Source organism: Desulfothermus naphthae (genome assembly GCF_054657475.1).
Window position 1 is genome coordinate 389,785 of sequence record NZ_BAAHYQ010000001.1, and the last position, 24,193, is coordinate 413,977.

General features: G+C 31.8%; 20 protein-coding genes and 1 pseudogene. 8 read left to right on the plus strand and 13 right to left on the minus strand.

The genetic code is table 11. The annotated features are described in order from the left end of the window. Nucleotides 1-9: 9 nt before the first annotated feature. On the plus strand, nt 10-2,655 hold the full coding sequence (locus ACYQ1E_RS01855) for an EAL domain-containing protein (RefSeq protein ID WP_459874977.1): 2,646 nt from the start codon (nt 10-12) through the stop codon (nt 2,653-2,655). A 305-nt stretch (nt 2,656-2,960) separates the two neighbouring features. On the opposite strand, the gene ACYQ1E_RS01860 is transcribed toward ACYQ1E_RS01855, so the two are convergent. Next, nucleotides 2,961-3,320: an IS1 family transposase gene (locus tag ACYQ1E_RS01860; protein ID WP_459874973.1), complete on the minus strand. Its 360-nt coding sequence runs from the start codon at nt 3,318-3,320 to the stop codon at nt 2,961-2,963. After that, nucleotides 3,227-3,679 (minus strand): IS1/IS1595 family N-terminal zinc-binding domain-containing protein, encoded by a 453-nt coding sequence (locus ACYQ1E_RS01865; protein ID WP_459874971.1) that lies wholly within the window; start codon nt 3,677-3,679, stop codon nt 3,227-3,229. Before ACYQ1E_RS01865 ends, ACYQ1E_RS01860 begins: the two co-directional genes overlap by 94 nt. Nucleotides 3,680-4,053: 374 nt before the next feature. On the opposite strand from ACYQ1E_RS01865, the gene ACYQ1E_RS01870 reads away from it, so the two are divergent. The 7 genes from ACYQ1E_RS01870 (at nt 4,054) to ACYQ1E_RS01900 (ending at nt 10,086) form a co-directional block, all read left to right on the plus strand. Next, entirely contained in the window at nt 4,054-5,076 is a 1,023-nt protein-coding gene (locus ACYQ1E_RS01870) for an Rpn family recombination-promoting nuclease/putative transposase (protein WP_459874978.1), read from the plus strand. Nucleotides 5,077-5,334: 258 nt separating this feature from the next. After that, a complete protein-coding gene (locus tag ACYQ1E_RS01875) occupies nt 5,335-6,426 on the plus strand; it encodes a DUF262 domain-containing protein (RefSeq protein WP_459874979.1) in 1,092 nt (363 codons plus the stop codon). After that, complete coding sequence (locus ACYQ1E_RS01880) at nt 6,420-7,484, plus strand: AAA family ATPase (protein WP_459874980.1); 1,065 nt, start codon at nt 6,420-6,422, stop codon at nt 7,482-7,484. Before ACYQ1E_RS01875 ends, ACYQ1E_RS01880 begins: the two co-directional genes overlap by 7 nt. A 1-nt stretch (nt 7,485) precedes the next feature. Then, nucleotides 7,486-8,241 (plus strand): hypothetical protein, encoded by a 756-nt coding sequence (locus ACYQ1E_RS01885; protein WP_459874981.1) that lies wholly within the window; start codon nt 7,486-7,488, stop codon nt 8,239-8,241. A gap of 117 nt (nt 8,242-8,358) precedes the next feature. Continuing rightward, nucleotides 8,359-8,661, plus strand: coding sequence for a hypothetical protein (locus ACYQ1E_RS01890; protein ID WP_459874982.1), 303 nt, complete (start codon nt 8,359-8,361; stop codon nt 8,659-8,661). Nucleotides 8,662-8,770: 109 nt separating this feature from the next. Further along, the gene (locus ACYQ1E_RS01895; protein ID WP_459874983.1) at nt 8,771-9,289 is read left to right on the plus strand and encodes an AlbA family DNA-binding domain-containing protein; all 519 of its coding nucleotides are present in this window, start codon (nt 8,771-8,773) and stop codon (nt 9,287-9,289) included. A 47-nt stretch (nt 9,290-9,336) separates the two neighbouring features. Continuing rightward, nucleotides 9,337-10,086 carry an ATP-binding protein gene (locus tag ACYQ1E_RS01900; RefSeq protein WP_459874984.1) on the plus strand — a complete coding sequence of 250 codons (750 nt, stop codon included), beginning with the start codon at nt 9,337-9,339 and terminating at the stop codon, nt 10,084-10,086. A gap of 238 nt (nt 10,087-10,324) precedes the next feature. Here ACYQ1E_RS01900 and ACYQ1E_RS01905 read toward each other — a convergent pair whose 3' ends face one another. The 11 genes and pseudogenes from ACYQ1E_RS01905 to ACYQ1E_RS01955 all read right to left on the minus strand — a co-directional run bounded on the left by ACYQ1E_RS01905 (nt 10,325) and on the right by ACYQ1E_RS01955 (nt 24,184). Next, entirely contained in the window at nt 10,325-11,986 is a 1,662-nt protein-coding gene (locus tag ACYQ1E_RS01905; protein WP_459874985.1) for an IS1634 family transposase, read from the minus strand. Nucleotides 11,987-12,260: 274 nt separating this feature from the next. After that, complete coding sequence (locus tag ACYQ1E_RS01910; RefSeq protein ID WP_459874986.1) at nt 12,261-13,322, minus strand: IS630 family transposase; 1,062 nt, start codon at nt 13,320-13,322, stop codon at nt 12,261-12,263. 355 nt (nt 13,323-13,677) lie between these two features. Beyond that, on the minus strand, nt 13,678-14,817 hold the full coding sequence (locus ACYQ1E_RS01915) for a hypothetical protein (RefSeq protein ID WP_459874987.1): 1,140 nt from the start codon (nt 14,815-14,817) through the stop codon (nt 13,678-13,680). Nucleotides 14,818-15,346: 529 nt separating this feature from the next. Then, entirely contained in the window at nt 15,347-16,018 is a 672-nt protein-coding gene (locus ACYQ1E_RS01920) for a hypothetical protein (RefSeq protein WP_459874988.1), read from the minus strand. Between the two features lie 145 nt (nt 16,019-16,163). Further along, entirely contained in the window at nt 16,164-16,316 is a 153-nt protein-coding gene (locus ACYQ1E_RS01925) for a type II toxin-antitoxin system RelE family toxin (protein ID WP_459874989.1), read from the minus strand. Between the two features lie 486 nt (nt 16,317-16,802). Further along, nucleotides 16,803-16,997 carry a hypothetical protein gene (locus ACYQ1E_RS16280; RefSeq protein ID WP_488193116.1) on the minus strand — a complete coding sequence of 65 codons (195 nt, stop codon included), beginning with the start codon at nt 16,995-16,997 and terminating at the stop codon, nt 16,803-16,805. Between the two features lie 85 nt (nt 16,998-17,082). Then, nucleotides 17,083-18,894: an IS1634 family transposase gene (locus ACYQ1E_RS01935; protein ID WP_459874990.1), complete on the minus strand. Its 1,812-nt coding sequence runs from the start codon at nt 18,892-18,894 to the stop codon at nt 17,083-17,085. A 398-nt stretch (nt 18,895-19,292) separates the two neighbouring features. Then, nucleotides 19,293-20,586 (minus strand): annotated as a pseudogene (locus ACYQ1E_RS01940) (IS1380 family transposase). 75 nt (nt 20,587-20,661) lie between these two features. Continuing rightward, on the minus strand, nt 20,662-21,663 hold the full coding sequence (locus ACYQ1E_RS01945) for a radical SAM protein (RefSeq protein ID WP_459874991.1): 1,002 nt from the start codon (nt 21,661-21,663) through the stop codon (nt 20,662-20,664). A 286-nt stretch (nt 21,664-21,949) separates the two neighbouring features. Next, nucleotides 21,950-22,834, minus strand: coding sequence for a hypothetical protein (locus tag ACYQ1E_RS01950; protein ID WP_459874992.1), 885 nt, complete (start codon nt 22,832-22,834; stop codon nt 21,950-21,952). 243 nt (nt 22,835-23,077) lie between these two features. Further along, nucleotides 23,078-24,184 (minus strand): FkbM family methyltransferase, encoded by a 1,107-nt coding sequence (locus ACYQ1E_RS01955; RefSeq protein WP_459874993.1) that lies wholly within the window; start codon nt 24,182-24,184, stop codon nt 23,078-23,080. Nucleotides 24,185-24,193 lie beyond the last annotated feature (9 nt).

Consider the following 24,193-nt stretch of genomic DNA (forward strand, 5'->3'; position numbering starts at 1 on the left):
ATTTTGCTCATGATTCTTCCATTAGCTTATCTTTCCAATTATTTTTTAGTTAACTATTATTCCAAAAAGATTTTAAAGGCTGATGGAATAATTCGTTCAAAGTATATTTTAAATTGTCTTTCTAACAAAGTTAATTACCTATTAAAAATAGCAAAAGACTGGGGCAAGTGGGATGATACTTATAATTTTTTGAAAACAAAAAATCCAGAATATATAAAATCTAACTTTGGAGGGCCAACTTTAGAAGATCTAAAACTGAACTTCTTCTTATTTTTTGATAAATCAAATAACTTCTTTTTTGGAAGGGGATACGACAAAGAGAAGGGTTTAGAATACACTTTAGAGGAAATTCCTCCACAATTAAAATCTTTCTTTAAGCGAGTTTTATCTTCTGGGAAAAAAACAGGTTATTTTAGATTAAATAAAGTTGTTTATTTGTATGCCCTTTACCCTGTTTTGATGTCCAGTGGACAAGGTCCAGCTGTTGGAAAAGTCCTTGTTGCAAAGCAATTTTCTATTAGTAATATAGCCAGAAGCTTTCCAGAAATGAAATTTTTTCTCTCCTTTAAAAAGCCTGGAGAAAAAGCTTTGAAGTCAAAGGTTTTTACCACACCTTTAGGTAATGTTTCTGTTTATGTAAAAAAACTCAGCGGGAAGGTCCTATTAGATCTGGTATTTTCAAATGAATCCTTTTTTGTTTTAAATTGCTCTTTTACATCTCTTATCCTTAAACTCACAACTTTTGCTATTTATGCTACTACTTTTATTAACATTTTAGGAGCAGCAGTTTTTCTAATTCTTATCTATCTAACTATAAAGTCTATATGGGTAAAAAAGATAGAAGAGCTTTCTTCTGTTATATCAAAAATTGATCTACAGAAGAATTCTAAGATAACCCTTCCTGAAGTTGAAGATAAAGAACTTATAGTCTTAAATAATGTTATAACCAGGCTTTTTGAAGAATTAAAGTACGAAAGAGACCTGTTTTTTAACTTATTTAACATCGTAAATGCTGGTATAATCATTCATAACTTTAACAAGTACCATCTGGTAAATGATTACTTTTTAAAATTAACAGGATATTCAAAAGAAGAAATTTATAGCATGATGATTGATGATGTCTTCCATCCTGAAGAAAAAGAAAAATTGAAAAAAATAAGGATTGAGTTTGAAAAGGGGAAGAAAAAAGCCTCAACTTATGAGTCAAAATTTTTGACCAAAGAAGGAGACATTCGTTATGTGATTATAAGGTCGATAAATTTAGATTACAGAGGCCAAAAAATGAGATTGGCTTCAATAACAGATATAACTCATTTAAAAGAGGCAGAATCAAAGATAAAAAAACTGGCTTATTTTGATGAGTTAACAGGGCTTTATAACAAAAACTATCTTATTGAACTGTTGAACGAGTTTTCTACAAAACCTGATTTGCCAAATAAAGTTGCTTTGATATTGCTTGATCTGAAAAGCTTTTCTTTGTTGAATTTTTATTGGGGACATGAATTTGGTAATGCAATATTAAAAGAGGTTGGAGGCATTATAAAGTCCCTTTTGAGAAAAGAAGATTTTGCTTTTAGACTGGAGATAGACAAATTTGGAATTTTTATATGTGAAGATTTATCTTTAAAGGAATATTTTAAAATCTCTTCTAGGTTTAAACAAGGACTTACTCAAAAGATAAAAGTAAAAGGGAGGGTGGTGGAGTTGGGATGTCATGTTGGTGGGTCAATATATCCTGATGTTACAGACAAAATTTCCAAGCTTTTGGAACACAGTGAAATGGCTTTAAGTGTAGCAAAAAGAGAAAAGCTTGATGAATGTGTGGTATTTGATAAAACAATAGAAGAAAAGATAAAGAAAAGAGTAAGTTTGGAGGAGCTTCTTAAGTCTGCGATTGAAAAAGAAGAGTTTTCTGTTAACTATCAGCCTGTATTCAGAGTGGATGATCTTAAATTAGTTCAATTTGAAGCACTTATCAGGTGGTATTGCTCTAAATTAAACAAATTTATACCTCCTTCTGAGTTTATCCCGATAGCAGAAGATAGTGGACTTATAATAAACATTACGAGATTTGTTATCAAAAAGGTGTGTGAACAGATAAGTCTTTGGAATAGCATAACAGGTCGAGATGATTTTAAAGTGGCTGTAAATATATCTGCACTTGATTTTAAAAGCCCGGATTTTTTGAATTCTTTAAAAGAAGCTGTTATTTTTCATAAGATAAAGCCTCATCAGTTAGAATTAGAAATTACTGAAAGGATTTTGATGGAAAACAACGAATTTTCTTTAAAGATGCTTCAGGATATAAAGTTTATGGGCTTTTCTATTGCTATTGATGATTTTGGAACAGGATATTCTTCTCTAGCATATTTATCTCAATTTCCAATTGATGTGCTTAAAATTGATCTTTCCTTTGTGCAAAAAATTGGCAAATCAAGACAGGATGAGATCATTATAGAAACCATCATAAATCTTGGACACAGTCTGAACCTAAAAGTTCTTGCAGAAGGAGTTGAGACAGAAGAACAGTTAGAGTTTCTAAAAGCCAAAGGGTGTGATTATATTCAGGGATATTATTTAGGAAAACCCATGTCTCCTTCAGAAATAACAGAAGATTACTTTGTAAAAAACAATGGGCTAAAACTCCATCTTTGAGATCCGTTTGAAAATTGAACTATTTCCTAAAACCTGGACTCCAAAGTACTCGAATTTAATTCACATTATATAATCGCTACTGCAGGCCTTCCTTATCTTTCACAAATCCCCCTCTGCTCTTATCCTATCCCTCTGCGAAAAAAAAGCGAAAAGGTGCCAGGCAGATAAAGAATGAACCGTGATCAGTGAACAGTGAACAAAAAAATTTTCAACTCAAGTAAGAAGATCAAACAAAACTCCCCTTGCCATCTTTTCAAAGGTGTTTTATCAAAAAATTTATGGACAAAAAGTATTTTCGAGAGTGTTCACCTAAAGATAGATAAAAATCTTTGCTGATATTGGGCAAAAATTTCAGGATCAGTTAATGCATGCCATAATTTCATTGATGCATGAACCATTTCTTCCTTTTTAGATACAACTTTCGTCCTACGTGTCATTCGTCCAAGATGATGTCTTGTATTGCTATTATCTCTTTCTATTGTCACTGTTCCTCTTTTTCCTATTATATGGCGCTCTCGCGGCAATACCTTCTTAAAAGCTTCCCAATCATCTGTATAAAAAACACAGTCCTTCAATTGTTCAAGTTTTTTGTATAACCGTCTGAAGGTTGAAGCATCACGATTGCCAATAACCCAGGCAATAGTTCGCCCTCTGCTACGATCCAACGCCTTGATAATCCATATTTTGTTTTTTTTGACTGGATAAAATGCCACATCTCATCAAATTCTATTTCTTTTATCTCATTAGATATAACTGGTTCTGGAAGTGATTCGGCTTCCTCTTTTATCCATCGGTAAGTCAATGAACGAGAAACTCCAAATAATTTAGCTAAAAAGCCAAATGATGCTTTACCAAGAGAATAAAGAATAACTGCAAGAGCTTTTTTTACTTTCAGAGATTCTTTTCTCCTTGCATCTCCTATCACAAAAGTTCGTGAACAGTTCTTGCAGAGATACCGCTGTTTTTTACGAACAAAACCATTTTTGACGACTTGCGTTGAATTACAATGCTTGCATACAACCATTTTCTCCCTCCCATTATTTTGGTTGGGATAACTTATATTATATTTCTATCTAAATGTAAACACTCTCGTATTTTCAAAATCCCCATGATGCATTTGTTAAGGAAGTCTTTTCTCATAAAGAGCAGGCTGAACGAGCGAAAATGCCAGGCAGATAAAGAGTGAACAGTATATAAGCGGAAATGTGCCAGAAGAATAATACTCTTCTTTGAAAATTATGGGGTTTGAAGTATGATGTATTCGGATATAAAGCGAAAAAGTGCCAGGCAAATAAAGAGTGAGCAGTGATCAGTGAACAGAAAAATTTCCCTCTCAAGTAAGAAGATCAAACAAAACTCCCCTTGCCATCTTTTCAAAGGTGTTTTATCAAAAAATTTATGGACAAAAGGTATATTCAAAATCCCCATGATGCATTTGTTAAGGAAGTCTTTTCTCATAAAGAGCAGGCTGAAGATTTTTTAAGAAATTATCTACCTCAAGATATTTGCAGATTAATTGATTTTGATTCCCTTAGTCTTGTCAAGGATTCCTTTGTAGATGAAGAATTAAAAGAACATTTTTCTGATCTTTTGTATGAAGTCCAGCTAAGCTCCAGACCTGGTTTTATTTATTTGCTTTTTGAGCACAAAAGCACTCCACAAAGATTTACTGGTCTACAACTTTTGCGTTATATGGTGAAGATCTGGGACCTTTATCTTAAACAACACCATGAGCCTATCCTTCCAGTTATTATTCCTCTTGTGATTTATAATGGACATAGGAGATGGATGATTAAAACAAATTTTTCCTATCTTTTTGGAGAAATAGAAACAGAGCTAAATAAATATATACCTGAATTTAATTATTTACTTTATGACTTGTCTACTCTATCAGATGAAGAGATCAAGGGGAGAGTGATATTAAAAGCCACTTTAATGGCACTAAAATATCTTACAACACCTGAACCAGGGAAACATCTAAAGCGAATTTTTAGTCTTTTTAAAGACCTTGGTGAGAGCAATACACCTCTTCAATATTTAGAAACACTTCTCTCCTATATAGCCAGTGCTAGTGATAAAATAGAAGAAAAAGATATAACAGAAGCAATAAAGCAAATAAAAAAGGAGGCAGACATTATGCCAACACTTGCAGAAAAATGGATAGAACAAGGCCGTATCGAAGGGCTATTAGAGGGGCAGAAACAAGGAGAAGAGCAAGGGATGATTAAAGGCATGGTCTTAGATGCTCAAGAAATGGTTCTCGAGGCCTTGATAGAGAGATTTGGACTCCTTGAACCAGAATTGTCTGTTAAAATTAGAAGTATTGCGGACAGGGATGTTTTAAAGACTCTGCATAAACTGGCTATTAGAGTAGACTCCATACAGGAATTTGAGGAAAAATTAAAACAACTTAAATTGTAAGAGCAGGTATTATAGAGTGAACAGTGAACAGAAAAATTTCCACCTCAAGTTAGAGGGGACGGCAGATATGGTTCCATTCCTATAAGTTATTATTCGCCCCTTGCACTCCTGAAGAGATTGACAAAGCCTTCTGTTGACGATACCCGCCTGGTTAAAGTGGATTTTATAGAGACCTTTGATTACCTTTTGGGATTAAGAGTACACACAGGGGATCAGATACGTGGGGTACGAATAATTACTGAAATCAGGAGAATAAGTATGGCAAAAAAAGTTATGGATTTTGAAGGCGAAGATACCTTAGATGCGGGCAAAGAATTGGAGAAAGGTAAAAATATTTATCCAACAGATGTAAAAGTTAATAAAGATACATATTCAGTTTATGAGTTAAAAAGACAATATGAACAAAGAAAAACTCTAATTTTAGATCCAGAATTTCAAAGAGAGGATGTATGGACTAAAAAGCAAAAGTCAGAACTAATAGAATCTATTATAATGGGTATACCTCTCCCTGTAATGTATTTTGCTGAAGATAAAGAAGGGAATTTACATGTAGTTGATGGTAAACAGAGGATTACAGCTTTATTTGAGTATTTAAATAATACATTTTCAATAACTTCTGCACCTATCCTTTTATTTTTAAAAGGCAAAAAATTTAAAGATCTGGAGCCACAATACCAGGCAAGATTGGAAGATTATCAAATTACTATATATGTGATAAAACCACAAACTCCAGAAAGGGTTAGACTTGATATATTTGATAGAATAAATAGAGGAGGTACAGTTTTAAATAAGCAGGAAATGAGAAATGCTTTATATCAGGGAAAATCAACCATCCTATTAAAAGAATTAGCAGAAGTGGAATATTTTAAAAAAGCTACTGGTTATTCTATTAGTTCAAAAAGAATGAAAGATAGATATTTAATTCTTCGGTTTATTTCTTTTTATTTATGGAAAAAAGGAAAAATCAATTACGAATATAAGAGCGATATTGACGATTTTTTAAAGGAAGTGATGGAACAAATAAACGAAATGCAAAATAATAAAATTGAAGAAATAAAAAAAATATTTATTCAAGCAATGAAAAATTCCTACGAAATTTTAGGGGAAAATGCTTTTAGGATACCCAGCAGTGGCAGAAAAAGACCAATAAATATGGCATTATTTGAGAGTTTGAGTTATCTAATGAGTCATGCGTGTGTAAAAGAAAAAGAAGAGATTGTAAAAGAAAAAATAAAAAATCTTTTTAAAGATAAAGATTTCTTACATGCCCTAACAGAAAAAGTTGATAGTACACCAAGTGTAAAAATACGTTTTTCTAAAATGGATACAATTTTGGAGGAGATATGCTAAAAAGACTTATTATTAAAAATTTTAAGTGCTTGTTTGAAGAAGATATGGAATTTAGAAATTTAACTATCTTAACCGGGGAAAATTCCAGTGGAAAGTCTTCTGTCATACAAGCGATATTATTTTTAGGACATAATCCTGCAATTTCGACTCCTTTCGCTCATGAAATTCTACAATATCTTCACTCTTTGGGGAACATAACTGAATTAACAAACAAATTACAGAATGCCAAGGAATTCTGTTTAAAAGCAGAATTTGATAATGATGAAGAAATAGATGTTACATTTTCCCAAGAAGAAGAGAAACTAGCACAGCATATTGAAAAGTTTAAGTTTCCTAACCAATTATCCTATGGCTATAATCTGTTTTACCTAAATGCAGATAGAGTAAGACCTCAAAAACAAAATCCTTTAATTGATATAAAAAATTTTGGAATTTATGGACAATATGTTCCGAGTTATTTTGAGATACATAAAAGAAAGCCAATAGAGAAAGAACTTATTAAAGATTCTTCAAGTTATACCTTGGAAACACAAGTAAATTATTGGTTAAAAAGAATCATAGGGTTCAACTTAGAATTTTATACAGAAAAAATATCTTCTAACTTAGTACAATCTTTTTACAAAACTGAAGAAGGATTTGAATTTTCTCCTGAAAATATCGGTATTGGTGTAAGTTATCTAGTAGCTATTTTGATAGCGTGTTTATCAGCAAAAAAGGATAATATTATCCTCATAGAAAATCCAGAAATTCATCTTCATCCAAAATCCCAGGCGATGTTGGGTGAATTTTTTGCCTTTATTGCTTCTAAAGGTATTCAACTTGTTATAGAAACTCATAATGACCACATTCTTAATAGAATAAGGTATGAAGTTTTCAAAGAAACTCTCTCTTCTAACGATGTAATTTTATTTTATAAAGGTCTTAAAGATAAATGTTTTGAAAAAATCGAAATAACACAGGGAGGTTTTTTTAAAAGAGAAAGTGGTGATTCGGGTTTTCCTGAAGGTTTTTATGATGCAACTCTAAAAGAGATATACGAAATAAATAGGGGGAAATAGAGTGAGTTACCTGGCTTTAAGTAATGAACTCGTCAGGCATTATTGGGAATATAGGTATGGTAATTCTTTTGATAAAGAAAAAATAAGAAAACTTTTTAAATATATTCATCCATTCCTGGTTTCTGAAAACCAATTAAATCAATTACCAATTCATTCAAGCGACATAGGTATTATAAGCAAACAAATAGGAAGTGATCCTTTAATGTCCCCTGTTGGAAAAATTTCTGAAGAAGACTTGGTGAAAATGACTCGGCTAAAACTTATGCTTACAGGCAGAGATGAAAATAAGCCTTTTGTTACGGTTAATATAATATCAGATGAAATAAAAACTAATTTTACCGCCACATATAAGGCTAATCATTGTAGAAAAAAAGCTAGAGAACATATTAAAGCTCTTTTGGAAGACGCAAAACATATAAGGATTGTTGATAAATATTTGGCAAGGGATAGATGCTGGGCTAAATGTAAGAAAATTTTTGAGCAAATTTTTCCTAAAAAGAACATAAAAATAACTATATTAACTACTTGTGGTGAAAGGAATTCAGAAAAAAGTATTTCTGGAGAGAAAAAAAGAGAATTGCAAGAATTACACTCTGAATGGACAGTAAAGGGACCACCATTTAATGATTCTCAATACCACGATAGATATATAGAAACAGATAAAGTGAGAATTATTTTAAGTAGTGGAGTTGAAAATTTAGCAGATGATGGCAAGGATTTAACTTATGTGGTAGAGGTTAAAGAAAGAGGAGGGTAACAAAATTTTACATTATATCAAGAAAATAAAGAAAATATATTTTCCCTTCATGAGAAGAGTTTTTTAAAAAGGATGTTTGAAGTAAGAGATGTATAAAATCAGTAAAGGGGAACCTTTATGCAATTGGAAAGCATAACTATAAAGATACCTAAAACTGCGGTTAAAGATCTTCAAGATAAAGAAATTCTTTTTTTTCTGTTGGATAAAGCTCTTACTAAAGTTGAATTTTATCGCTCAAAATGCAAACAATTTGAAGAAAAATACAGGAAAACTTTAGATGAATTTAAAAAAGAGTTAGAAAGCAAAGAAGAAAATTTTGAATGGTGGGACGATTTTATTTTATGGGAAGGATATGAAATAGCCTATAAGGAATGGAAACGTAAATACGAGGATATAAAGCTTGTTTTACAAAATAATTAAGTATCTAAATAAAGAAATACTCCTGCTGTTTCAGAAATTAAACTAATTGAAAAAGCGGAAATGTGCCAGAAGAATAATACTCTTCTTTGAAAATTATGGGGTTTGAAGTATGATGTATTCGGATATTGTTGAAATTATCAAAATAGGAGAAGGTTATACAATTGAATTTAAAGAAAAAATAAGTGATTCCATTGCAAAAGATATTTGTGCTTTTGCCAATTCTTCTGGTGGTAAGATAATACTTGGTGTTAGGGATAAAACAGGTGAAATTGTTGGTTTTAAATTAACAAACAACATAAAATCAAAAATACAAAATTATGCAAGAAATCTTGAACCATCATTAATTGTTAATGTTGAACAAATAAAAAATTTAACAGTTATTTATGTTCCTGAAGGGAAAGAAAAACCATATTTTGTAAATGGCAGATGTTATTTAAGACAGGGAGCAAATTCTCAACAACTTTCAAGGGACGAAATAAGAAATTTTTTCCAAAAAACCAACCTGATAAGATTTGATAGAAAGTTAAATCATGAATTTAATTTAATTGAAGACTTTAATGATAAAGCATTTAGTGGATTTGTGGAAAATGCCAGAATTGATAAAAGTCTTGGCATAGAACATATTTAAAAAACCTTAACTTACTTGAAGATGGTGTGCTAACCAACGCAGGTGTCTTGTTTTTTGCAAAATCAATTAGAAAATTTTTTCTAAATTCAGTTATAACTGCTGTTTTGTATCAAGGCTATGAAAGAATTGACATCCTTGATAGACAGGATTTTGAGGAGGATTTTATAACAAATCTTGCTGGAATAATAAAATTTTTATTAAGAAATTTAAGAGTAAAATCCATAATCAAAGGTTTAAAACGCTATGATATTCCAGAATTTTCAGAAGAAGTTTTAAGAGAAATTGTTTTAAATGCAATGGTACATAGAGACTATTTCAGTGAGGGGAGAATTTTAATAGAGATTTTCAAAGATAGGGTTGAAGTATCAAATCCTGGTGGATTGCTGTTTGAAAAAGAACTTCTTGGGAAAAAAAGCATAACAAGAAATCCTCTTCTGGCTGATCTTGTTTATAGAATGGGATTGGTTGAAAAGATTGGCTCTGGTATTAACAAAATTAGGCGTATTCTTGGCGATAATGTTATATTTGAAGATGAAGGAGATGGTTTTAGAGTGACTTTAAAAAGGGAAACAATAGAAAATGTCCCAGAAAATGTCCCAGAAAATGTCCCAGAAAGTAGACCAGATAACATAATAAGATTGATGAAAAATAATCCTAAAATCACAATTAAAGAAATTTCAAGAATTTTAAAAGTTAATGAAAAGACAATAAAAAGGGATATTAAAAAGTTAAAAGAGGACAGAAAGATTAAGAGAGTAGGCCCTGATAAGGGCGGATATTGGGAGGTTGTGGAGTGAGGACTGAGTTTAAACATAACATTATAGTTATCCGCACAATTTCATATAATATGGGGTGCCCTTTAAAAATTTTTCTATCCAACTTTTAGCAAAACTTAGTTTTTTACATAACCTATTCCCTGCTTCTGATATAACCTCCTTCATCTCTTTTACCCGACTTTGATAGTTAAAAAGTTTAAAAATCAATTATATTAGCATGTTATAATTTTAAAAATGAGGGAATTTTACCTACAAACCTTTAGAGTGATGGAAAGAGATATTTTTTCATTTCCTCTTCAGACATTATGTGTTTCATATTTTTTATTTTAAAAATTTCAAACATCTTACTTGCCAATTTATTATGTTTGGTTTTGAGATAATATTTCTTACCATTTATGTCTGTTTCTATTGCATTTATCTCTTTTAAAGCATTTATTATACCAGCTGAAGTAATTACCATGTCCTGAGTTTTTTTATTGTATTTTAATCTATGTTCTATATGTTTTAATAAAAAATAGGCTAAAAACGAGACTATAATATGACCTTTTATCCTTTTAGGAGTGTAATGATAAATAGGCCTTATATTCAAATCAGTCTTTAATTCTCTAAAAGCACTTTCAACGTTATATATTTGCTTATGGATTTTTATCACTTTTAGTGCTGGCATATTAACATCTGAACACGCCAAAGTATAATATCCGTCATATTTTTTATCTTCTTCTATTTTCTTTAAATTTAATCTATATCTAACTTTGCCACCATCACAATATTTTTCTATATATTTTTCTTTACCTTTTATTTTATTTTTTTGAAGCTTTTTTATAACTTTATTAATTAATTTATCTCTTTCTTTTTTGTCTTTTAATGTCCTTTTATCTGAATATGTAGCTACTATTTTATGATTTAATTCAATCTCTTGATAACTTTTTGAAGTCTTTACCTTTCTTTTTTCTAGGACCTCAAATTCCTTATATGCATAGACTCCTTCTTTCTCATTATATGTTATAACTTCATATCCTTCTTTATCTAATATTTTATCTTGGATTTTAGTATTTTTGAACTTATATCCTACTATATATTCATATCCCCTTTTTTTAATCTCCTTTAAATTCAAAGAATTACTTATACCCCTATCGGCAACTACGATTATTTTTTCTAATTTATACTTCTTTTTTAGCCTATCAAGACTGTCCAACAACGTCTTACTTTCTGCTTTATTTCCTTCATATATATCAAAACTTATAGGAAATCCATCAGAATCTATCAATAATGAGAGAACTATCTGAACTTCATTATTTTTATGATCTTTACTTAAACCATATTTCCTTAATTCATCTTCTTTTTTACTCTCAAAATATAATGTAGTTACATCAAAAAAACATACTTTTAATTCCCTATCTATTAATTTTAAACTCCTGTGAAATAAATATTCTTCTAATTCCTCTTTGCATTCTTCTAACATATCTAAAGTTTTGTATAAATCCTGAAGAGATAATTCTTCATTAAGATATAAAAACATATCTTTATTATTAAAATACCCTAACTTAGATAACTCGCTTACTAACAATCTGTTTATCACCAAAGTAAAAACCGTTTTTACAAAATCAAAAGCAACTCTTCTTTTTTTTAATAGACTCGAAAAAAAATTACCCAATTTATATTTATTCCAGATTTCTTTAATAATAATATAAGAATAATTTTTAATACAAGCCTCTTGAGTGTTAATTTTATCAATAGAAGTAAAAACATTTTGGGCATAGAGTTCGAACAATTTTTCAAAAGCAGGAAACATAAGATGGAGCTTGTCGGCCCTACCGAGATTAGCCACGGTTTTATGTCTAACTTTATTATCTTCAGTTCTATAAGAATAAACAATGCGAACATATTCATAGCCTTTGACCTTAGAAACTTTAAGGAACATACTCCCCCCTTTAGTTAGACTGCATAGATATGTTAATAAATTCTTTATTTTTAGTCAATAAAAAAGTATTAATATTGTAAAGTTAGGACTACAAAATTTTTTGATAAAAAATATATGTAACTGATCTGATTAAACTTTTATAAAAAAATACCCCCAAATTCCACTAATTTCCTACTCTAACTGTCAAAGTCGGGAGATTAAGAGAGTAGGCCCTGATAAGGGCGGATATTGGGAGGTTGTGGAGTGAGGACTGAGTTTAAACATAACATTATAGTTATCCGCACAATTTCATATAATATGGGGTGCCCTTTAAAAATTTTTCTATCCAACTTTTAGCAAAACTTAGTTTTTTACATAACCTATTCCCTGCTTCTGATATAACCTCCTTCATCTCTTTTATATCTTTTACAAAAACTAATGAAAGCACTCTTTTTATACTTTTCCAGATATACTCAATAGGATTTAACTCTGGTGAATAAGGGGGAAGATAGACTAGATAAATATCTAACTCAGATGCCTTCTCTCTTACTACTTTACTCTTATGGGATGAAAAATTATCTATTATTGCTACTATCGCTTTATATCTCTTATTTACTTCTCTTATCTTTTCTAAAAACTTAGCTATTGATAAGCCTTTTGAATCTTCTAAAAATGATTTTACACTTTCTCCTTTTATAGCATAAAAACCTATTGTGTTTGTCTTGAACTTTGTTGTATTTTTTATAATTCTTGTCTTCTCAAAACTCCATACCCTTACTGTATTGGCGGTGTTCTGCGGACTTGTTTCATCTATAAAACCTATTGCTATCTCCTCTTCTTTAAATCCTTTCTCCTTTAACAGAGAAAAAGTAAGTTGAAGTTGATTCTCTAATATCTTCTCTCCATCTTTTGGTTTCCTATAATCCATCGGATATGGTTTAGAAAAATGCATCTTAAGCTTATCTCTCAATATCCTTACTACATGGTCTTGGGAGTATTCTATATCAAAAGTATCTTTTATCAATGCCCTTACTTCTTTTGTAGTCCAATAAGCTCTCTTTTTAAGTAATTCCTTAAGCTTTTTTAAATCTTCCTCTGATAGCCTACTTGGCCTTCCTCCCCCTTTTCCTCTTCCTTTACCTTTTATCCCTTTATAACCCTCTTGGTTCCATTCCCTTATCCATAAGTATCCTGTCGATTGGGCTATCCCACAACCGCTACACGCCTTTTCAAAATCTATCCCTTCTCTTATAAGATTTAGAAAAATAAGTTTTACCAAAATATTGTCTTTCTTCTCACCCTTTAATTTTTCCTTTAGCTCTTCTGCATTTTTAACCTTAATACGTTCCCCTTTCATAAATATTCATTATATCAAATCGTTCCTATTATATCAAGTTCTGAAGGATACTATAAAAGTAATCCTTTCTCGTTTTCTCCTTCTTTACATAAAATTAACCTCTCACTTCTTCTATGTCAAACTCACCGAAAAGCCTGATACGTCAAAATACTCAAAATTAGCTGGCCCGCAATCTTTCCATTGAATATTTAACTTGTCAACCCTCTAACCCAATAAACTCACAATCCCAAATGTGCATTATTTGCATGTCCCTTTTATCAATTCCAAACACTTTGGAGAGTATTTTCATATATACTTTTAAACCATCTCCTATTAATAAAATTTTTTACACAAAATTATTGCCACAACCTTCCCCTTACACTAAATCAACAAGGTGAATTTGGTCTTTTAATAATTTCTTTATTGTAATTAACTGAAATTCTTGGTCTCTACGAAATCTTTTTACATTTTCTATCATTGTTGCTTCGTGAGCAATAGAACATATTATTATTAAATCAGATTTTAAAACAGATAAATCTTCAACAGGACGTATCAATACTCCTGAAAAATGATGTCCTTGTAAATTTTTATTTCCATCCACTATTGTAATATGAAAATGAAAATAATTCTTTAAACACTTTAATAAAATTTGGCCATAGCCTTTATAACCATATAAAGTAACTGTTTCTATTTTTTTCAATTTTAACTGTTCAATCTCCTTAGAAAAAGATTGTGCTAGGGATTTAAGGTCCATAAATTGAATGCCAAATTTCAAATTAGTGTTGTATTTATTTGAAAGTTTTTTCAAATAATTAATAATAGTTCTTTCTTTTACTTCTGAAATAGGACTGTAATTTAATGGCATGAAAATTAGTTCAAAAAAATTGGTTATAGATAATTTATATTTATTAACCATATTGTCAAACCATTTTTCCGCATTTTTCCAAGTAAACTCAATTTTTTTCTTTATTAAATAAGAGAATTCTTCACTAGGACATATTAAAGCATATCTATATTTTTTTCTTCCACGAACTATGCCCCATTTATCTAATTTAGTATATCTCATTAATTCTAAGAAATTTGCAGGATTATCATTATAGATATAATAAACATTAAAATAAGCATCTTGAATAGAATAAATTTCTACATCAGGGACCTTAACAATAGTAACGACATGTGTAAGACCTATAGAAGTTAAACCAAAATTGTATGTAGTAGCCTTTAATTCAAAAAGATTATAGACTTGTGTCAAAAACCAAGCAGTTCCTCCACAAAGAGAACCTGTTTTAAAATTTTTATAGAGTGTTGCCGTTATATCTGCACGATCAATCTCTATTACCTCAACGTCGGGAAGGCTGAACTTATCTCTCACTTTTTTTGAAGCAATACAACTATGCTCGTAACACCATTCTCTCAAATTACATACAAAATCAAAATATTTTTTTTTATAATAAGCTTTTTTAATTTCCTTATTTTCAAGTATTAGTTCCTTTAATTCAAAAGTATTTTTTTTCATAAAAAAGTTGCTCCTTAAAATGTCTCGCTTACGTTGTTATATGACTCTATATTTCATCCTCAACATTTTTATATTCAAAGTCATATACAGCTTATTACAATCCCCCAAACAAGAGCTAGTTCATGAAGAAATTTTTTAACTTCTTTATTAACCGAGTAATAATAAAAGTTTTTTTCCTATCTTTAGCGCTACTTTTCGTTGAAGATTGTATATTTAACAGCAAAAGTTAGGCATTATTTGCCTCGCCCTGGCCGGCCCCATTTTTTTAATTTTTTCTAAAATGTAACTTCATATTTCAAAATTATCTATATCTATAACTTTGTCATCATTGTATTCATGTAACAGTTTGTTTACCTCATCTTTATCTAAATGTCGTAACACCCATAGAGCCATATCTATAGCTCTGGGAGTCCAGCTAGTTACTATTCCATCAATCTGTTCTAGATCTTCATCAATAAAAATAATTTGAATTTCAAGCGCTTTACATACTTCTATAAACCATTGGGGTAACTTTAAGGTGCCTCCTCTTCTAAAGTAAAGTCTTTTTACTCGGTACTTGTCCTTTTTGATTTAACAACCAACCTAACAACTTAAGAAGGGAACTTTCAAATTTTTGCTGATTACTAGCAAAAATCTCAATACAATATTCTCCCATCTTATTCATTCTAATCACACGAAAACAATTAATAATTATTGTATTATTTAAACTACTAGATATTTTTCTTAAAATCTTTGTTAATCTTACAGCATCATCTAAGTTTAAGTTATTTGGATTAATATTCTGCAATGAACTGCTTATATTTTGTAAGGCAATAACCAGGAATTGATCTAATGTGCCAAAATATTTGGGAAATATTAAACTTAATAAGCCTGTAGCACCACCTACTCCTATTCCCTTAATTTTAAGTACAGTTGCAATAGATTCTCGGATTTCTAAAGGATCTATAACAAGAATCTCTTTTTTAATTTTATCTAGTGAAGTCTTATTATTAAAATAAGCACTTTCAAACTGTTTCGTTAAATAGCTTCTAATTTTTCCATTTGTATATTTCCATAAAAAATATTTATTTAACAAAAAATCATACCATTCACATGGAGACATTGCCTTTAAGTCATCAAGACAAATTCTAAACAACTCTAATTCTAATGGAATATTTTTTGAGGAACGTAATTCCAATATCTTTTCAATAAATTTTGCCAAAAATACTGATTTTTTACTAACATAGTCTCTCTCTCCTAACGTTTAAGGTCACTTGCCGACATAAGCACACCGATATATATCTTTACGGTGTCCAATCCTAATAATCTCAATTACCAATATTTCATTTTTAACAGAATATACAATTCTACTTTAATACGATAAAATATTCACAACCTTGTAACTTTCTAGTCCCAAAAGGATAAGGATTTAGTGATAAGTCTTCTACTGCTGGAATATCATTTTTGTTGAGTTTCTTTAGTTCTTTTCTGGCTGAGTGCTTCCATTCTATTTTATACAAGACTTTCCTCTCTTAATTCTTTCAATAGGTCCTCATGTGAGATGGTTGGTTCTTCTCGTCTTTCAGCAACTATAGCTAAATCTTCTAAATCTTCAAGCAATTCAATAAATTCAGAAAAAGGTATAATAACTGATGTTTTTTTGCCATTTTCATCAATATATATTGAAGTTTTAATTTCTCTACATTTATCATTTTTTTCTCCTATTTCATTTATTTAACAGTTTATTAAAAGTGATCCTTTCTCCTTTTCTCTTTCTCTTACTAAAACTAACCTCTCACTTCTTCTCTGTCAAACTCACCGAAGAGCCTGATGCGTCAAAATACTCAAAATTAGCTGCCCCCAATCTCTTCATTGAATATTTAACTTGTCAACCCTCTAACCCAATAAACTCAACAAACTCACAACCCCAAATGTGCATTATTTGAATGTCACCTTTTTCTTCTTTTTTCTCTTGTTCCTGAATTTTCCACTTAAATTTTTCTTTTTTATATAATTATCACGTCCTTTAATCCTATAGTTTTTATTTTCTCTAAAATAGAAATCCTATAAACCTGCTGAGCTGCTATAATAATAACTTCTGGTTTTAACTTTAATAATTCCTCAGGTCTAAATATGGGAAAACCATCACATTTTTTTCCCCAATGTTCTTTCCATGAACTAACAAAACCAATAAATTTGATTTTATCCTAACCCAAGTTTGTCACTTTTTTTTGTAAGATATTGTAATTATTGAATTCAATCATCTTTTTCTTCACTACAAATTTATCAATTAATTTTTAAAATGCTAGATAAAGGCTTTAAAGGAAGTTCCAGGGCATTATATATCTCCAGTTGAAAAGATTCTAATTCTGTTATTTGTCTCAGATGGATTGTTTTACCTTCCTGGGTTATCATAGTGGTGGTTACTCTAATTATGGTACTTAACTCTCTTCTTATTGTTTCCCATAATTTTGAAATCCCTCTTTGTCTCAATCTCCTTTGAATAACACAAAGCAGATGATAAGCTAATATGGTTAAAAAAATATGACCTGTTATTCGTTTATCTATTCTATGATAGATTGGTCTTAATTTTAGTTCACTCTTTAGGCTCCTGAATGATGCTTCTACATTTGAAAGAAGATTGTAAATCTCCCATAATTCCTTATTACTTAGCTCTGTCCTGGAAGTTCTAAGTTTGTACGCTCCTGAAAATCTTACATGAAGTTTGTCTTTATCTCTTACTCTCCAGCAAATATCCACTGCTTTGCCATTCTCTTCCTTTACTTTAATCTCATAAAATTGCGACACACTGCTGTATTTCTCTTTTATTCTTCCTATCCTCTCCAGTACCTTCGGATAACTTTTGATTCCTCCTTTTCTTGTAAGAGATTGCTTGAGCCTTTGTAAATCTTTTTCCAGGCGCAGTTGAATACGATTTTTTATTGCCTCTTCCTTTTTGGCCCTACCGCTACTTTTACAATATAAAAATACCTCTTCAGGCTCTTCTACTCGGATCGCATATACTTTGCCACTATTACTCTCATGAACTATACTTTCTTCACCTGAGGGAAGTTCTTTTACTCGTCGTCTGTCTACACATATATAATCAAGTCCTTTGGCTCTGATTAGTTTTAAATTCTCTTCCGTGGCTATACCTGCATCTATAACTACTGTAAGCTTGCCTGTAAGCGATCTTGGAGAATTTATAAAAAAATCATCTAAAATCTTCTCCAGTGTTGAGGCTTCCGACACATTACCAGGAAAAATCCTGCTGGCCTTGGGAAAACCATCTTCATCAAGTATTATACCTACTGTCACTAATGGCCTATCATTTCGTTTCTCCTTAGATAGACCTCTCTTTGACAATTCTGAGCTTGTAACCTTCCCCTCAAAATATGTATTAGTCAGATCATATAAAATAAGCTGTTCTCCAAGACCAAAAAGTTCTCTTTCTCTTTTTACCACTTTCTCTTCTATAGCTTCTTTATTGGCTATCAGCTTGTCCAGAGTCCTATATAAACTGGATAGCGATACCACTTTTGCATCAATATTCATTACCTCATCAAGCCCACTTAACCGGTGAAACCATTTATGAATTTCCCTCTCACTCCCACAATTTATCAGACTCCCAACTATAAGAACTTTTGCTCTATCTATATCCTTTCTATTAAAACCTATTTCCTTTAAAATTTTTGTAATCATAAGTTTATCATATGCCCAGGCCCCTACAACTTCTGCTCCAACACATCTGACATCTTCGTTTTTTACTGAAGCAACATCAACCATCTTCCAATGAGCCTCATGTTTTGTTTTCTCCTCACTCTTTTGAAGAGCTTTTTTTCTTATTAAACCTGCAAAGCGTCTTGCAGGTTTTTCAATTTTTTCAGGGACTTTTAATAACGACAATTGTCCTTTTAATAATTCCTCAATTCTATTAGCAAGAAATTTTAACTCCTCCCTGGACAGATCCAGTTTTCCAAGGTTTAAAATAGTTTTCTGCCTGGGACCATCAGGGGTTCTGTAAGATTCTACTAATTGATGGTAGAAATAAGTTTTTCCAGATTTGGGATCGGTTTTTCTAACTTTGCGGATAAACATAGGTAAGGATTATATCAAATCGGTTTTTCTTTGTCAAGATGCGAAATATTTTTTCTACCACTACATTCAGTTTTTAAAAAATTTAATTCAATAATTCCAACAGATTATAGCATTTTGCATCACAAAATCAACCAAATTTTTTATAAAAATCTTATTATTTTGACAAACTTGGGCTAAAATCTGCAATTACAGTTCAATCGTAAGCAACTGATTGTTCTGGACAGAGATACCTAGATATGGAGCTGTTATGTTAAAGGATATGTCTCCCTCATTGTGACTTGGAAGGCTTTTTCAGGTAGAAGCTGCGGTCAGTGGCACTCTTTACGGGTGTGTAAAGGCACACCACTGCACATGGACTTACGCAAAATCCTATTTTGGAGGATACTCTCAAAAAAAGATTAAGCAAATTGTAATGACCGGATGGAATTTTCTATCTTTATCCAACGTTCTTTGAAAAAATAATCCCTCGATAATCGAAGGAACCATTGTCGTCCCGCATGCATCAGCCGAGCTGGAACATGGATTAGAAACATGCGGATTGTGTTGGGCCCTTCTCTAAAACCATCTTCATCGTTGAGCCACATCATCCAAACCAGTAGATTGTAAGCCAGAATACAGGTCTGGAATATGGCGGAGTTGGCCCAAAAATCCTGTGTCAAAATGCTTCCAGAGGCCATCTGTCCCTTACACCACTCAATCCAGTTTTCACTGGCCCCCCGTTGGCAATAATACCTGTGGACGTCCCAGGGACTCAGGTTCATATTTGTTACATAACAAAAATAATCATACTCAGTCTTTGTAACGCTGAAAAAAAAGCAACTAAATTTGCTCTCTATTACTTGACGTACGGCCACAAACCGGCGGGGGTGCTTCCACCTTTCACATTTGTATGTGAATTCGGTCTTCTCATAGCCAGGTCTATTTTTAACCTTGTGCCACTTCTGAGCTTCTAAAAGCTGAAGTGAGTCCTCGCATCTTAACCTTGATTAAGTACAAAGCATGAGCCTCTTCTAAGTAGTCTAAAAGTTCTCCATTAAAAAAGGCGGAATCTGCACGTACAATAATTTTCCAGACTCTCCTTGGAAGCTTGGCAAAGCACTCTTGCATAAACTCTACACAACCATTGGCTGAATAAGCATCTCCGGCTCTAAACCAGTTGTGAAGACATTCCCGCGTCTCAGCAATAAAGCAAAGTAGCGGATGATATCCCCTTTGTCCTGGCTTCTTGGGGTTGTAACCCTTCTCGGCACCTTCCTGTTTCCCATACACCCCACGCACTGTAGAGTCCAAATCTAAAGTGAGGCGGCTAAACCATTTTTTACCCCAAACCTTTTTGCGCACTTTTGTTTCTACATCGGAGAGCTCATTGCAATGTGGGGGATTAAACAACTTAAAAACCCGATTTATGGTAGTATAGTCAGGAAACCTTTCCCATTTAAAAAGCGACCTCAATGCTAAATCAGATCTTAGGATAAATACATGGCTCATATGCTTAGCCCCAGCTAACACTGCCATCATCAAAATCATGATAATGTCGGAAACCTTATACTGTGCGGTAGCTCCCCGCTTAATAGTAATGTGTTGCTCAAGCATCTTGGGAAGCTTCAGTTTGTCAGCAAACAGGCCCAGCAATACCAGTCCGGCGTTGCCCGTAAGATTTTTTTCAGTGAACTTAACATGGAATCTACGCATAGAATCAGTGCCTCCTTCATACTTCCTATTTGAAACACTTTATACCATTAATTCACTATATTGTCAAGCTAAACATTATCTTATGATGCAAATTTTAGGTTTTAATATATCTATAGAGTCTTTAATAATAATTTCCCAATTTTTTACTTCATTAAGTAGAGTTGGATTGTTAATTAGATCCTCCTGGTATGTATCCCTAGTAGGACTCAGAAGTAGAAATTTAGGTTCTATTTTTTTCTCAAGGCAATATAAGATATAATCTACTAAAATAGGCAAATTGGATTTCATTAATATGAATACAGAACTGATCTTCCATTTTTTATTATACTTTTGTTTCAAATTGATTAATTTATCTATGACAGAATTTATTTTTTCCCATTTTGCCCCTTTTCGTATGTATTCATAAACTTTACTAATGCCATCCATACTTATAGAAATTGATATTTTATCTTTATGAACAAAATAATCAAAAACTTTCTCAAGTACTAATCCATTAGTAGTTAAATCTAATTCAACATCTACTAAATCTTCATCTGTACATAATGCTTTCATAAATTTTATACATTCTGAAGAACATAACGGCTCCCCACCTGAAATTCTGATTGTAATTGCATGAGAAAGTATCTCTTTATTTTTCAATAAACATTCTGCAGATAACTTTTCATCAAACACATGAATATCTCTTATATCAGCCTGGTTGCACATGATACATTTTAAATTACATGAAGAATTAAAATTAAATTGATACATTAAAGGGTAACCTTCCAGTATCAATTTATTATGTTTATATTCGTCCATTATTTTTTTATAATTTTCTATCTGTCTTTTATTACAATCATCAATATTTATATTTCGGTCATCATTAAAAGCACATTTACATCGCTCACAACCTGTATCATCTAATTGCTTATTCGCAATAGCAAATCTTAATTTTTGAAAATATATATTATTCCATAAGTCTAATATGTTATAAGGTTCTTGAAACTTAAAAGGTATACCACTAAAAGCACAGCAGCCAACTTTTCCATAACCAGAACAATGTAATGACATCTCAATCCATGGACTTAAACAATGCATATTATGCCTCCATAAACCTTTAAAAAAAATCAAGCTTTATTCGCCTGGCACTGTTATATTATTTGCATGTCTCTTTTTTTTATATGAAAGTAAAGATAGAAATAATTCTCAAATGGAGTCCTCTTTGAAAAGACCTGTATGCCCAGAATGTGGAGAAGAGATTACTTTTCAAGAAGGGTGCATGTTGTGTCCTGCTTGTGGATATACTAGTATTAACCTACCACGCTGATAAGACAATCCTCAAACTCACCGAAAAATTGATGTAGCTGATAATTGCTTCACCACATCACTTTATAGCCCTTTCCAATTTACTCTCAAACTCCTCCAAAGAATTACTTCGCAGGGCCAATCTGAACAAACCCTTTATCACTTCTCTATCCTCAATTCCCTTGATTTTTCTAACTATGGCCTGCGGCACTATCTCAAACCGCTCCTCCAGGGCATTTACTAACATCTCCTGGGCATCCAACAACAATCCCTGTTGTAATCCCTGCTGCAATCCCTGCTGCATACCAGCTTCATACCTCTCCTGCCCTATTAACTCATACGCTGCTGATTCTATCATGATATCCCTCCTCCTTTGTAACAATTTTAATGCCATCTCTTCTGATACTAAACCAGCCATAATTGTCATCCCTGTCAACATATCTGCCTTGTATGCACGACTTTCTTCTCCCTTATATAGCCCCCTCTCTGCCTCTTCTACCAACTCACTGCCTCCCTTCATCAACGGCACAAAGGGATACAAACATTTAACTCCCTTTCTCAAAACCTCTTTTGCTTCCATTTCATATAATTTTACCACCTTATACCTGAAATCAACCTCATTGTCATGATAATAATCCTTTACTCCATAACATCGCCTTAATTCTATCATTATTGTCACTATCTCAAGCCCTTCTTCCAGCAAGTGACGACATCTCGTCTCCAGTGTCCTCAGTGGCAAATATTTCTTCCATGCAGTTATCAGTTCCAGTAACACCATTTTCTCTGTCCCATCTTCAAAAAGGGCCTTTAAAACAAAATCTGACCTCCTTAGCGATGCTGTTTCCGGGGGACGTACCTCTATGAGTTCAGCATCCTTCACCCTCAATCCACACAACTCTTGCAACACTGCCTTCTTACAATGCGACAATATTACCTTTGAGGCTATATCATACTGCCTCCTCAACTCCTTCTTTTCCTAAAACTAACTTTTCACCTCTTCTCTGTCAAACTCACCGAAGAGCCTGAAGCGTCAAAAACTCAAAATTAGCTGGCCCCAATCTCTTCATTGAAGTATTTAACTCATCAACCCTCTAACCCAATAAACTCACAAACCAAATGTGAATTATTTGCATCTCTCTTTTTCACTACTCAAAAATCAAGACAAATTTTTAAGTAAAGTAAAATAGATTTAATCATGTTAACTCATTTAAATCGCGTATAAAACCAATTCCATAAATAATCCAGAATGATGTCCCAAATAAAATTTATAATTTGGATTTATTGCTTTTAAGAAAAGTGGTATCTTAAAAAGATGAGGTGGCTCATGATACAAACTTATTTGAAGCTTTGGCTGTTTTTTATTTATTATTTCTCTTGCGCCTTTTAATGCCTCCAATTCACTGCCCTCTATATCCAATTTTATTAAATCGGGCAGTGCTTTGTCCTTAAAAAAGCTATCTAATGAGACAGCTTGAATTTTTGTCGTGTTTTTATTTCCAGCACCAATATAACTGCCTGAACCGCGACCGCAATTAAATGTAAGTTCTTTATTTTCGCTCCAGAGTCCCTTTTTTATTGCAACAACTCTTTTGTCTTTGCAATTATGCACAAGTTCTAAAAAATTTTCATTATCAGGCTCAAAAGAATAGATCTTTTTTATATGTGGCTCATATGTTAAAAATTCACATGCAGTATCTCCATTAAAAGCACCACCGTCAACTATTATATCCCCTTTTTCTGGTCTTACCAGAGGATGAAAATATTGTTTGTATTTAGATCGTTGTATATGTAATGGAGAAGTAGTCAAAATGTATTTTATATAAGAAGAGAAAACCATTTTGCTCTCTTTGTCTGAAAGCAAGTTGAAAACTGCACTTAATTCTTCCAAGTGATTGTTTAAAATACTAAAATTAAATAGTGGTGTTTCAAAATTTAAAATATAAATAATATCTTTTACATATTCAACATTCATATCTTCTAAAAAACGTGATATTTCATCTTCAAAAATACTTCCTATTAGCACTAAATCATTTTCACCTATATTGGATGGAGGAAATATTTTTATCCCCTCCAATACCTTACCTTGTTTATTTTTATCTATATCTACAAAATAATCAGGTTCTCTACCTAGGTCTCGAATGAATTTTAATACACCTTTCCCTCCACTAGATGCTCCCCAAATTACTATATTTTTCTCACTCGACTTTATTTTCTCTATTATTTCTTGCTTTCTTTTAGATAAATTCCAATCTTCAAAACGCTCTTTATTTAAATTTTTAATCCCTATTAAATTTAAAAAATCACAAAATTTCATAAAACCTAA

Coding starts and splice junctions, on each gene's coding strand:
- ACYQ1E_RS01855 (WP_459874977.1), top strand. CDS start 10: ATGATTCTTCCATTAGCTTATCTTTCCAATTATTTTTTAGTTAACTAT.
- ACYQ1E_RS01865 (WP_459874971.1), bottom strand. CDS start 3,679: ATGGTTGTATGCAAGCATTGTAATTCAACGCAAGTCGTCAAAAATGGT.
- ACYQ1E_RS01870 (WP_459874978.1), top strand. CDS start 4,054: ATGGACAAAAGGTATATTCAAAATCCCCATGATGCATTTGTTAAGGAA.
- ACYQ1E_RS01875 (WP_459874979.1), top strand. CDS start 5,335: ATGGCAAAAAAAGTTATGGATTTTGAAGGCGAAGATACCTTAGATGCG.
- ACYQ1E_RS01880 (WP_459874980.1), top strand. CDS start 6,420: ATGCTAAAAAGACTTATTATTAAAAATTTTAAGTGCTTGTTTGAAGAA.
- ACYQ1E_RS01890 (WP_459874982.1), top strand. CDS start 8,359: ATGCAATTGGAAAGCATAACTATAAAGATACCTAAAACTGCGGTTAAA.
- ACYQ1E_RS01895 (WP_459874983.1), top strand. CDS start 8,771: ATGATGTATTCGGATATTGTTGAAATTATCAAAATAGGAGAAGGTTAT.
- ACYQ1E_RS01905 (WP_459874985.1), bottom strand. CDS start 11,986: ATGTTCCTTAAAGTTTCTAAGGTCAAAGGCTATGAATATGTTCGCATT.
- ACYQ1E_RS01910 (WP_459874986.1), bottom strand. CDS start 13,322: ATGAAAGGGGAACGTATTAAGGTTAAAAATGCAGAAGAGCTAAAGGAA.
- ACYQ1E_RS01915 (WP_459874987.1), bottom strand. CDS start 14,817: ATGAAAAAAAATACTTTTGAATTAAAGGAACTAATACTTGAAAATAAG.
- ACYQ1E_RS01935 (WP_459874990.1), bottom strand. CDS start 18,894: ATGTTTATCCGCAAAGTTAGAAAAACCGATCCCAAATCTGGAAAAACT.
- ACYQ1E_RS01945 (WP_459874991.1), bottom strand. CDS start 21,663: ATGCATTGTTTAAGTCCATGGATTGAGATGTCATTACATTGTTCTGGT.
- ACYQ1E_RS01955 (WP_459874993.1), bottom strand. CDS start 24,184: ATGAAATTTTGTGATTTTTTAAATTTAATAGGGATTAAAAATTTAAAT.